Source organism: Streptomyces tanashiensis (assembly GCF_014648895.1).
Lineage (GTDB): Bacteria > Actinomycetota > Actinomycetes > Streptomycetales > Streptomycetaceae > Streptomyces > Streptomyces tanashiensis.
Genome location: NZ_BMRZ01000016.1, coordinates 12,476 through 24,683, shown reverse-complemented (window position 1 = coordinate 24,683; position 12,208 = coordinate 12,476). Strand labels below are relative to the sequence as shown.

Annotated in this window: 7 protein-coding genes; 5 read left to right on the top strand and 2 right to left on the bottom strand. The window is 69.5% G+C overall.

Features of this window, described 5'->3' with window-relative positions:
• Nucleotides 1-285 precede the first annotated feature (285 nt).
• The 4 genes from IE237_RS32255 (at nucleotide 286) to IE237_RS32240 (ending at nucleotide 5,111) form a co-directional block, all read left to right on the top strand.
• The gene (locus tag IE237_RS32255) at nucleotides 286-2,241 is read left to right on the top strand and encodes a DUF2264 domain-containing protein (protein ID WP_189805696.1); all 1,956 of its coding nucleotides are present in this window, start codon (nucleotides 286-288) and stop codon (nucleotides 2,239-2,241) included.
• A gap of 5 nt (nucleotides 2,242-2,246) precedes the next feature.
• Nucleotides 2,247-3,026 carry a sugar phosphate isomerase/epimerase family protein gene (locus IE237_RS32250; RefSeq protein WP_189805695.1) on the top strand — a complete coding sequence of 260 codons (780 nt, stop codon included), beginning with the start codon at nucleotides 2,247-2,249 and terminating at the stop codon, nucleotides 3,024-3,026.
• Nucleotides 3,027-3,342: 316 nt separating this feature from the next.
• Nucleotides 3,343-4,398 carry a substrate-binding domain-containing protein gene (locus IE237_RS32245; RefSeq protein ID WP_189805694.1) on the top strand — a complete coding sequence of 352 codons (1,056 nt, stop codon included), beginning with the start codon at nucleotides 3,343-3,345 and terminating at the stop codon, nucleotides 4,396-4,398.
• 275 nt (nucleotides 4,399-4,673) lie between these two features.
• Nucleotides 4,674-5,111, top strand: coding sequence for an ATP-binding protein (locus tag IE237_RS32240; protein WP_189805693.1), 438 nt, complete (start codon nucleotides 4,674-4,676; stop codon nucleotides 5,109-5,111).
• A gap of 120 nt (nucleotides 5,112-5,231) precedes the next feature.
• Here the strand turns inward: IE237_RS32240 and IE237_RS32235 are convergent, their stop codons facing one another.
• Complete coding sequence (locus IE237_RS32235; RefSeq protein WP_189805692.1) at nucleotides 5,232-7,289, bottom strand: glycoside hydrolase family 27 protein; 2,058 nt, start codon at nucleotides 7,287-7,289, stop codon at nucleotides 5,232-5,234.
• 689 nt (nucleotides 7,290-7,978) lie between these two features.
• Between IE237_RS32235 and IE237_RS32230 the strand changes: the two genes are divergently transcribed.
• Nucleotides 7,979-10,324, top strand: coding sequence for an ATP-binding protein (locus IE237_RS32230; protein WP_189805691.1), 2,346 nt, complete (start codon nucleotides 7,979-7,981; stop codon nucleotides 10,322-10,324).
• 62 nt (nucleotides 10,325-10,386) lie between these two features.
• Here the strand turns inward: IE237_RS32230 and IE237_RS32225 are convergent, their stop codons facing one another.
• Entirely contained in the window at nucleotides 10,387-11,856 is a 1,470-nt protein-coding gene (locus tag IE237_RS32225; protein ID WP_189805690.1) for a hypothetical protein, read from the bottom strand.
• Nucleotides 11,857-12,208 lie beyond the last annotated feature (352 nt).

Sequence of the window (12,208 nt, the reverse complement as noted above, 5' to 3'; positions counted from 1 at the left end):
CGACTCCTGGGGAAGGGCGGCGATGTGCCGGAGGCGCCGATCGTCGGCAGTCGATCGTCGGCGGGGTGGGCCCATCCTGTGACCGCCTCAGATCACTGTCAAGACCCAATCGATCAAATGATCAGACGTGATCCCATCGTGATCACATGGACTCTGGGAGATTCCGCTGTCGGTGGATAGGGTCAGGAACCGGTTGAGCCCTCTCCAGATCATTCGGTCGGAACGGCGGCCGTTGAACCGTGCCAACCGCGATCGGATCGCCCTCCCCGGCCCAGGAGCACCGACATGCCCACGCTCGCGCTTCCCCCCGAAGACCGAACGCTCAGTCCCCACACCGGCTGGACCCGTGCCCACTGGGAGGCCGTGGCCGACGGCCTGCTCGCTGCCGTCGAGCGGCACACCGGCCCCGAGCACGCGCTGATCGACCTCCCGGGTGAACGGCCCAGCGTGTCCGGCCGACGCTCGGACGGCCTGGAAGGCTACGCACGAACCTTCCTGCTCGCCGCCTTCCGAGTGGCCGGAGCCGGCGGGGCCGATCCACAGGGGCTGCTGCCGAAGTACGCGGCCGGCCTGGCCGCGGGCACCCGCACCCCGACCGCCGAGCGCGACCTGGCCGACGGGGACCTCGTCTCCTGGCCGGCGATCACCGACCGCGGCCAGGCACTGGTGGAGGCCGCTTCCATCGCCGTGGCGCTGCGCCTCACGCGCCGGTGGCTCTGGGACCGGATGGACGAACCGACCCGCGCCCGCGTGCGCGCCTGGCTGGCCCCCGCCCTGCGGGTCACCCACGTGGACAACAACTGGTGGCTCTTCCCCGCGATGGTCGGTGGCTTTCTCTCCGGGGCGGGCCACCCCACCGGGTCGGCTCCGGACCCGGACGGCGCCGACAGGCGCGCTGTCGACCGTGGTCTGGAGAAGATCGAGCAGTGGTATCTCGGCGACGGCTGGTACACCGACGGCCGGCCACGGGCGTTCGACCACTACAACGGATGGGCCCTCCACTTCTATCCGGTCCTGCACGCCCATCTCGCCGACGACCGCCGCCTGCTCGACGTCTACGGCCGACGGCTCGCCGCCCACCTCGACGGCTACTCCCGTACCTTCGGCGCGGACGGCGCCCCCCTCCATCAGGGCCGTTCACTCATCTACCGCTTCGCCGCGACCGCTCCCCTCTGGGCCGGGGCCCTCAGCGGTCACACACCGCTGTCCCCCGGCACCACCCGCCGCCTCGCTTCCGGCGCCTTGCGCTACTTCCTCGACCGCGGGGCCCTCGACGCCGACGGTCTGCTCACACTCGGCTGGTCCGGGCCGTATGTCCCGATGGTCCAGGAGTACTCGGGGCCCGCCTCGCCCTACTGGGCGAGCAAGGCGTTCGCAGGCCTCCTCCTGCCGGCCGACCACCCGGTGTGGACCGCCGTCGAGGAACCGGGCCCGTCAGAGACTGCGGACACCACCGTGGCCCTGCCTCGACCCGGCTGGCTGATCCAGTCCACCGCCGCGGACGGGGTCGTCCGGTTGCACAACCACGGCAGTGACGACCAGCCGGCCCACCTGGTACTGCCCGACAGCCCGGTCTACGCACGGCTCGCCTACTCCACCGCCACCGGGCCGACCTTCGACGGCCCCCCGGACAACCACTTCGGACTGGTCGTCGCCGGCGAGTGGAGCGAGCGCGGTCGGATCAGGCCACTCGGAACCGGCGACGGGTGGGCGGCATCGGCCCACCGCCCAAGGCTCGGCGGCCTCGAGCTGGACGGAGTGGCCGTCACCTCTCTCGTGCTGGCCTCCGGTACCGACGAGCTCCACGTCCACCTGGTCACCGGGGCCGATCCCGGCACCGAGGTACGCCAGAGCGGCTGGGCGGCGGCCGGGAAGCACGTACACAGCGCCTGCGACGGCCTCCTGGCCACCGCCATCGCCACCGGACCGAGCGCCGAGTTGACGTCCGTACTCCACGGCGTCCACGGCTTCGCGGAGTCCGACTGCCACCCCGTCCCGACCGGCACCGCTTTCGGCGCCGCAGCCGCGGTCCCGGTGCTCACCGGCCACACCCCGGTCCACGGCCCCGCGCTCCTCGTGGCCGCCGCACGGCTCTCCGCATCCGACCCGCACTCCTTCCGGATGCCGCAGGTGACCGTCGAGGACCGGTCGGTGCGCGTGCTCTGGCCGGACGGCAGCGGGCACGAGGCACTCCTCGGACCGGGCCAGGCCGTCGTCAGCACCATCACTCCGAAGGGTTGACCGCCATGCGGATCGCACTCTCCACCCTCGGCCTGCCCGGTCGGCCGCTCGCCGATGTCCTGAGGTTGGCCGCAGCCCATGGCTGGAGTGGCCTGGAGCTGCGCTGCGCCCCCGGCGAACCGATCCACCCGGCGATGACCGGCGCCGAACGGCGGGCCGCCGCCCGGGCCATTGCCTCTGCGGGCATCACACCGGTCGCGCTGACCGGTTACGCCGGCGTCGGGGCCCCGGGCCACGACCTCACGCTCTTCGCCGAGGTCCGCGACCAGCTGCTGCTGGCCAGCGACCTCGGCGCCGCGCACCTCCGGGTGTTCCTGCGCGGCGGTGACGTGCCGACGGCCGAGGCCGACGCGAGGGCGGCCTTCCGTCTGACCGCCCTCGCGGACAGCGCCGACACCCTCGGCGTGCGAATCCTGCTGGAGACCCATGACTCGCACCGGGGCGGGCGGGATGTGGCCCGGGTGCTCGACCTGGTGGACCATCCGTCCGTCGGAGCGCTCTGGGACGTCATGCACACCCACCTGGCAGGTGAGTCTCCTCCGGAGTCGTTCACCGCGTTGGCTCCGTACCTCGGCTACGTCCAGGTGAAGGACATCGCCGGTCCGGACGATCTCACCCCACTACCGCTCGGTGCCGGCGTACTGCCGCTCGACGCGTGCCTGCGTCTGCTGCCCGCCGACTGCTGGGTGTCCTGGGAGTACGAGGCGCCCTGGTTTCCCTCGGCCCCTCCCCTGCCGGGGCTGCTCGCGGCCGGGGCGCGCTTCCTCGCGTCGCGGGAGGCTTGACGGCCGCCCTGCCGACAGGACGCGCACCGGGCTGGAGGTGCGCCTCTCCTTCGGCTGAGTCGATCGGCAAATGATCAGCCTCCGCGCGGGACCGAGCTCGTCCCCATGGCAGTCCGCCTCACCCGCATCGGCCTCTGACCTGCCCTTCGACGCGTTTGCGGTATCCACAGCGGCTGCTAGGCCGACCTCCACAAGGAAGTGCACCAGGATCGAGGGTGGGCGGGAAAGATGTTCCGCGTCTTTCGATCGAATGATACAAATTGATCCCATCAGTAGGATCAGGTAGCCGTCGGGCACGAAATGGGGATGCAGCAGCATGACGATCACGGCCGAGGAACGCCGGGCCCGGATCCTTGATGTCGTCCGGGAACTCGGCGCGGTCCGTGTCGTGGATCTGGCCGAGCGGCTGGGTTTCCCCGCAGTCACCGTCCGCCGGGATGTGGCGACGCTCTCCGACATGGGGTTGGTGCAGCGCTCCCACGGTTCGGTCTCGATGCCCCCTAGCGGGAGCTCTGCCGCTCCCGCCCTGCGTCCACGGGTCGTCGGCATGCTCGTGCCCACGGTCGGCTCGTACTTCGACGAAGTGATCGCCGGCGCACGCTCGGCCGCGGCGGGGACCGGTGCCCGCCTGGTGCTGGGCGTCGCCGCGTACGGGGCCTCCGACGACCGCGCCCAGGTGGAGCAGCTGATGCAGTCCGATGTCGACGGCCTGCTGATCACCCCGGACTGGACGGTGGACGCCCACAGCGAGGGCTGCGCCTGGCTCCGCGACCTGCCGGTACCGGTCGTCCTCGTCGAGCGGCGCGCCGCCGCCGGCAGTGCGTGCGCAGAGCTGGACGGAGTCTCGTCCGACCATCGGCACGGCGTCCTGCTGGCCCTGCGCCACCTGGCGTCGTCGGGGCACGGTTCGGTGCTCCTGGCGGCACGCACGGACACCTGGACGGCGCACCAGGTCCGCGCCGGCTACGAGGAGGGCGTCCGACTGTTGGGGCTCGAACCCCAACCGGTGATCGACATCCCCCACCCCGGGGCGGACCCCGACTCGGTCGCCGCGCGGATCGCCGAAGGCGCCGCCGCTGGTGTGCGGGCCGTGCTGGTGCACAACGACCGGGACGCCATCCAGCTCACTCCGTTGCTCCGAACGCGTGGCCTGGACGTACCCGAGGACGTCGTCCTGGTCTCGTACGACGACGTCTTCGCGGCTCTTGCGGCTCCGCCGCTCACCGCGGTCGCGCCGCCGAAGCGAGCGGTGGGCGCGGCAGCACTGGACCTGCTGCTTCATCGCCTGGACGGCGGGTCGTCGCTGCCCACGCACCACGTCGAACTGCTGCCGGAACTGAAGATCCGCGCCTCCTCCGGCGGCACGCCCTGAGGGCCTGTTCCGCCCTTCGCGTCCGAGAACGGCATCGGGCACCGGGATGACGTCCCGGTGCCCGATGCCGTCGCGCCGACGAGGTCCATGCCACGGCCACCGATCCCCGTCAACCTGAGGTTGCGTTTCCCGTGAGAGCGTCAGCCCGTACCTCCGCGGGCGGTACTGCGTACTCCACATACGGGTACCGAACAGGTAGTACCACGGCTGTGCGCCACACCCCGGGCCAGCAAATCTGGATGCATCACCCGATATGCCTTATCCCGGGAGTCCACATGTCCACCTCAGCCGTTCTGCTCCAGCCCCGGTCCACTTCTGCGGACGCCGACCAGCACCCTGCGCTGAGTCTCACCACCGACCACGTCGCGGGCATCAGCGCCCTGCGCCGGCACGTGGTCGAGACCCTTGAGGCCTTCGGCTGCACCGAGGACCTGGTCGACACTGCCGCACTGCTGGCGACCGAGCTGCTCAGCAACGCACTGACGCACGCCGACACCGGCAGCGCGCCCTGCGCGGTCCGCCTGGAGGTGTACTGGAACGGCTACGACCTGACCATCGCCGTGACCGATGCGGACCCGCGGCTGCCGGTCGCCAGGGCCTCCGGCGCCGACGAAGAGCACGGACGCGGCCTCGCACTCGTGGACGCGCTGGCAGCCTGCTGGGGCACCATTCCCCTCCCGAACGGGAAGACCGTCTGGTGCATCCTCGGCTGACAACGCCGGTCCGTCCCGGCCCCGCGTTCCTTCGGACCCCGCCGATACCCACCCGGCGGGGTCCATACTTGTGCCCGGCGGGTCCTACCGCCGCGTTCGCCGCGACGGCGAATCAGGCCGTCAGGTCACCTTGATGGCGAAGACGCGCACGCTCGGCGCGTTCGGCAGCGTGATCGACGCCAGCGACTTTCCGGACGCGATCGGCACCGACTTCGTGTACACACAGAACCCGGTTCCGGGGTCCGCCGGGCCCCGGGTGTCATTGCGCCCGAACACCTTGAACGCGACCGCCGCCGGGTAGTTCGTCGCGCTCGCGCAGTTCCAGCTGGGGAAGCCCCACGTCGACGTACTGGACGTGCCGTCACTGTAGTTGAGGCGTATGGTCCCGCCGGCTTCACCGACGCCCGAGGCACCGAGGAAGTTCACCGTCGCACCGCTGTACGCGTAGTCGATCGTCTGCCCGACCGGCTTGACGGAGTCGAAACTCCCGGACGTGGTGTTCGGCCAGGTGTAGCCGACGCCGCCGACTGCGAGGGTCTGCCCGGCCTTGACGCTGAGCGCCGTTCCGTTCGGCAGCTGGGCGTTGCCTGCCAGCCGGTCGGAGGAGAGGGTACGACCACTCGCGTCCCAGGTGCCTGCGGTCGGCGCGTCGCCGTCGGTGATCGCGGTGGCGTTGCGGGCGGACGAGCCGTCGAGCCCGAAGTTCCACCCGGAGTACGCGGCCGTGGGAGCGGCCTTCAGGCGGTACATGGCCGTCGAGCCCGCCGGCACGGTGACGCTGAACCTGCCGGCCCCGTCGATGGACGAGACGTCGGGACCGAGGATCGTCGAGAGCGTGAACGTCTTCGCCGATGTCCCGATCACCGAGCCCCTCGTCATGGCGGTGACCGGCGCCGTCGCCGAACGGTTCATGATCGCGACAGCGTAGTCGCCGTTGCTCAAAGGCTTGGCGAACACGTCGTACCCGGCGCCCCGGGCCACGCGCTTCGCCGGAACGGCCAACGCGTCCTGTCCCACCGCGATCAGGTCGGCCTTCTTCATGAGGTTCGCCTGCGCGGCCGAGATGGCGCCGCTCGCATTGGAGTTGCGCACCATGGCGACCATGTGGCTGTTCTGCATCGCCCACATCGCGTAGCCGCCGAGCTTGTTGTCGCTCGTCAGGCCGGAATCGTCGAAGTACAGCCGGTCGGGGTCGAGGAAGTGGCCCTGCTTGCCGTACGAACGCATCTGCTCGACCATGTCGACGAGTCCGACGGTGCCCGCCCAGCTGGTGCCGCCAACATCGCCGCCGATGCGGTAGGCGTGTCCGGCCGGCCCGATGCTGTTCATCATGCGCTGGTACAGCGCCGTGTCGAAGGTGTCGTTCTCCCAGTTCGCGTACGCCGGTGCGGAGATGTTCAGCACCATCGACCGACGCTTGCCGGGGTCGGCGTCCGTCTTGATCGCGTTGATCGCGGCGGCTGCCCGGCGCGACGACTCGATGGCCGTGTTGATCTCGGTGTCGCTGTCGAGAACGGTGTAGCAGCACTTGTTGCTCGTGTTCGGCTCACCGCAGTAGTCGAGCTTGATGTAGTCGGCGCCCACGCTCGCGAGGTACTTGAAGTCCTTCTCGAAGTTGTCGTAGCTGCCCGGAGAGGCGGCCGACCGCCCACCCGTGTCGCACATGTACTTGCCGCCGCTGGTGTAGACGCCGAAGAGCATCCCCTTGCCGTGCAGGTAGTCGCCCACGTCCTTCAGGCCGTTGGGATACTTCGTCGGCGACGGGATGAGGTTGCCGGTGGCTGTGTCGCGCCCGTCCTTGCAGTTCGGCACGACGGTGGCATTGGCATCCCAGTCGGTACAGTCGCTCCGCACGGCCCACGTGTCGTCGAACGAGACCGTGTTCCAGCCCAGATCGCGGAGACCGGTGGAGACGGCGTCATCGGCCGTCTTCTTCATGCTGGCCGCTGTCGTGTTCCGCCAGCTCTCCGAGCGCAGGATCATCTTCGGCGTGGTGGCATAGGAGTGGTCGACGTTGACAGTGTTGCCCGGGACGGGGCGGGACACCGCGACCGACGGCTGGGTCGTGGCAGCAATGACGAGGGACGTCAGGCTCGCCGTCGCGGTGAGCAGGGCAGCGGCCGGCCGGAGGGCTCGGCGAGGCGCGGGGGCGCCCTTTCGCTGGGGAGTGTGGGGCACAGGGGCTCCTTCGGTGCTGGGTAAATGGTGCGACGGGCGGAGTGGCGGCGAAGCCGCGGCCGCCCCGGTTCCGAGGACGACTGTGCGCAGCGGGATCGTGACTCCACTGCCGAGGACGTAGTCGTCGGTGTTGATCCAGCGGTTGTCGACCCTCCGGACGACGCCATGACGTCGGCACGCGACGGCAGATGAACACCCGCTGAGCCCGGCTGGGCGACAACTGAACGGTGGCCGCCATCCTGGGGGCATGGACAGATCGGAGTCAAGAGATATGTATCAAGTGAACAAATAGTTGAGCATCTGATCGCAGCCGCAGCAGTTGATCCATCCGACCCTACGAGCGTGTTCACCTGACGGCGATGCCGGAGAGCGGCGGGCCCAAGCGTGGTCCCGGAGAACCGTGTTCTCCGGGACGGACCGCTGGCCGAAGCCGGCGGCAACAGGCCGGGCCGCTCCGTCTCGCTCCATCGGACTCCGGCCGATCGACCGCTCTTCGTCGCGTCGACGCGCACCGGATGGGCGATTGCGGCAGGAGATTGTTCAGCCCCTGGTCGGAGAAGAGGAGCTCCTCCCACAGCCGGGCCACGGCGAACGCCACTGAGGTCTGCCCACTGGAGAGGGAGGCCGGTGCCGGACTGATCGGCAGGAATCCTTTGCCGCGATTTTGGGACGGACCTATCGTTCCAGGTATGACCACTCCTGCGGGCCACCACTGGGGTGAGATCGGCCTGCCGGCAGAGCTGACGAGTTTCGTGGGGCGGCAGCAGGAAGCCGCAGCGGTCAAGAAGGCGCTGTCGGACGCTCGGGTCGTGACTCTCTCGGGTGTCGGTGGTATCGGAAAGACACGGTTGGCCCTCAAGGTGGCCACGGAACTGCGTCGGGCTTTCACGGACGGTGTGGCCTTCATCGGCCTGTCCGCGGCGATAGATCGCCCGACGCTAGACTCGATGGTGCTGGACACTCTCCGGATCCACGGCGAATCGGGCCATGAGGCCGCGGAGATCATCACGGACTTCCTGTGTGAACGCCAGATGCTGCTTGTCTTCGACAACTGCGAGCACATCGTCGCCGAGACCGCGGCCCTCGTCAGTTCCGTGATTCGACGGGCTCCCCAGGTGCGGGTACTGGCGACAAGCCGCGAGCGGCTGTGGGTCACCGGTGAACACGTGTGGCGGGTACCGCCGCTGTCCGTGCCGGAGCCGGACGCCGACGGGGAATTCCCTCAAGGTGTGCCGGGACCTTCGGAATATCCGGCGCTGATGCTCTTCGCCGAGCGGGCCGCCGCGGTCGGCGGAGGCCCCGTGGCCAGCCGGGACTGGGCCGAGGTGGCACGGTTGTGCCGCAGACTGGACGGCCTGCCCCTGGGTATCGAGCTGGCCGCGGTCCAGTCACGGATGCTCTCGCCGAGTCAACTCATCCGGCGTTTCGACGAGCGGCTCGGCTCCCTCGCCACGCGCGACCGCTCGGTGCCGGCCCGGCACCGCAGCCTGGAGGCGGCGATCGAGTGGAGCTACGAACTGTGCTCGCCCGAGGAGCGGCTGCTGTGGGTACGGGCGTCGGTGTTCGCCGGCCCGTTCAGCCTGGAGTCGGCCGCAGGCGTCTGCTCCGGCGACGACCTGCCCGGTGAGAAGGTCGTGGATCTGGTCAGCGGGCTGATCGACAAGTCGCTCCTGGTCCACGAGGAACAGCTCGGGGAGGTGCAGTTCCGGCAGCTGGAGACCCTGGCCCACTACGGTCGCACCCGGCTACGCGAGGCAGGCGGGGAGGGGGAACTGGCCCGACGCCACCGGGACTGGTACCTCCAGCTCGCCGAGCAGAGCTTCGCGCACTCCTACGATGCGGACCAGTTGGCGTGGTCGCGGCGGCTGCGCCGCGAGCGGGCGAACATGAACGTCGCCTTCGAGTACTGCCTTTCCACGCCCGGGGAGGAACGGGTGGCGCTGAGGTTCACCGCCGCGCTGCTGCAGTACTGGTATGAAGGCGGCGGCCAGCTGGCCGAGGGCCGGCGGTGGCTGGAGGCAGCCCTGGCAGGGGACGCCGAACCGACCTGGGAACGCGTCATGTCCCTGCGGAATCTGGCCTGGATCTACAGCCAACAAGAGGAACCTGCCGCCGCCGAGGCGACCCTGCGCGATGCCCGGGCTCTGGCGCGTCACCTGCGCGACCCGCTCATGGACGCGCGCATCATCGCCACCGAGGCGGAGCTGGCGCTGGCCCGCGGAGACTACGCCGCAGCGATCGCCCGTTCGAATGAGGCGTTGGCGCGTCCCGAATACGCCACGGATCCCTCCCGGGTGACATCGTTCACCATGCTGACCGTCGGGCACGCGCTGCTCGGCGACTACGAGGAAGCCGTCCGCGCGCACACGGAGGCCGAACGCTGCAGGGCGGAGTCCGGGGACTCCTTCAGGGTGTCCTGGGCGCTGGTCGGTCGGGCTGCCGCGGAACTCGGCGTAAGGGCGCACTCCTCAGTGATCATGTACACCCGGGAGTGCATTCGGATCGCACGTGAGTTCGACAGCGTGTTCGCGCTGTCCGCGGCCTTCACTCTCCTGCTGCACTCCACGGCGGCCGAGGGCGATCTCGTACGCGCTGCCGTACTTCTCGGAGCGCGTCAACGGGTCCGCCACGCCCTCGGCATCGCGGGGGTCGCCGCCCCCGCCGAGTCGGACATGATCGACGCGGCTACCGCACGGATCAGAGCGCAACTCGGCGAGGCTCTCTTCGAGACGGCCGTGGCCCGCGGCTTCGCCCACGATCTCGACGGTGCGCTCGACTACGCACTCGGCATCGAAGACGAATCCGCACCTGCCACCCGGACGAGCAGCACACAGGAACAGGACCCGGCCGGCACGCTGACCCCACGGGAGGAACAGGTCGCAGCGCTGGTGGCACAGGGCATGTCGAACAAGCAGATCGCCGCGCAGCTCGTGCTGTCCCCACGGACCGTGGAAGGGCACGTCGAGCACATCCTCACGAAGCTCGGCTTCACCTCCCGTGCCCACATCGCCGCCTGGAAAGTCCGGCAGGGCTGAAGCGGGGGCCGCGGACGGTCCGCTGGAGAACCAGCGGACCGTCGTCGCGGCGGAGGGTCCCGTCAGTAGGCGGCCTGGGTGACGTTGTACATGCCGTTGGAGCTGATGACTCGGGCGAGGTAGGCCCAGGCGGCGTGGTGCGAGACCCACTCTTCCCGGCCGGGGTAGTAGTCCTCGCCCGCGCTGGTGTAGGTGCGTCGGTCCGCGGACCTTTCCTGCATCTTCTGAACCTTGTTGAGGTGCTGGGCAGCCCATGTGGCGCCCTTGACGCTGGCGAGGCCGTCTTCCTTGAAGCTGTCGGCGAAGACGTCCATGGTGGCGAACTGCATGCGTCGGGAGGTTCCCCAGTCGTTGCCCATGGGGTAGTAGATGTCGCTGTTGTCGGTCGGGTTGGTGTTGGTGCCCGCGTAGATCTTCCCGCCGGGCGCCCTGAACGTCTTGCCCGCCATCTTGGGGTCGGTGTAGGGCATGGTGCCGGCGGGGAAGTTGAGGTCGACGAGGGCGTCGTACATGCGGTCGTAGCTGCGGCGCACGGCGTAAGGGGTGTCCTGCTTGGACAGGCCCAGCGTGAGCGCGCCGCTGAGGTTGATCGCGAACGACTCCATGTAGTCGGGGTGGACGAGGTCGTGGTTGACCACGGTGCCGTCCTGGTTGACGTTGGAGCCGGCCATGCTGCCGAGCTTGAAGCCGTTGACGCTCTTCCACGCGTCCGCGCCGGTGCCAACGTCCGAGGGCCGGGAGTTGGCCTTGAGCGAGAGCGCGACGACCTGCTTCATCCAGGTCGCCTTGTTGGCGTGGTCGGGCATCATCGAGGCAGCCAGGGCGAGGACGGTGTTGTTCCAGGCGACTTCCTCGGCCTTGGTGTCGCCGGGGGAGGCGTAGGTGCCGTCGGCGTTGCGGTAGTAGCCGGGCTGGTAGTTGTTGTAGCGGTTGGCCTCGTACTCCACCATCTTGCGGACATTCTCGCGGTCCGTGGTGGACAGCTTGTCCCACATGAGCCAGCCGGCGGTGCCCGCGAAGGCCGTCCAGTGTGCGCTCTGCCAGTGGTCGCCCCAGCCGGTGCTGCCCAGGTTGACCTTGTGCCGGTAGGCCAGCGAGCTGATCAGCTTGACCGTCATCGCCTCTGCCGCAGCCTTGGTCACACCGGTCTGGGTCGGCGAGTACACGCCCATGCTCAGCGCGGTCGCCAGACCGAAGGCCTGCGCGGCCCCCGGGCGGATGTTGTTCTCACCGGTGCCGCCGAAGTCCAGGTACGCGCCGGTCTGCGCGTCGAAGTTCTTCGTGGTGTCCCACCAGGTGGTCACCGCGAACTTGTTGCTGTTGCGCAGGACCGTGGCGACCTGGTTGGAGATGGCGTCGGTGGGCTGGGTCAGCGAGGAGAAGTCGATCGGGACAACCGTACTGGTCGCCGCGCTGGCGGGGCTGGCCAGGAGCACGGTGCTCGCTCCCGCGGGCAACGCGGTAGCGGCCAGACACAGTCCGATGACGCTCAGCGCGCCCCGGTTGATGTGACGACGGCTGATTCCGGACATGGCGGCTCCTTGTTTGGTGAGGCGGGGGTGTGGTGCTGGACCTTCCGGGGTGACGCGCCGGCGAGGGGGACCGGTGCGAGGGGGCCGCCACCGATACGCGGTGAAAGGCAGGCGGCCCGTGTGCTTCCTCGGGCGATCGACGCATCGCACTGGTGTCGGCCGCCGTGGCTGCGGCCTGCGGCGTACCAGTAGTGACGTCGAGAACCTGAGGAGTTCTGAGTGGGGACGGAGTCCGGGACCAGCTCGCGACTTCTCCCGAAGTCCTTGGACCGCCTCAGGGGCCACAGCCCAGGCGGTCCACGTCCATCGCGAGCCTTCCTGCACTGCGGCCGCTCCGGTGACGAGGACTGTA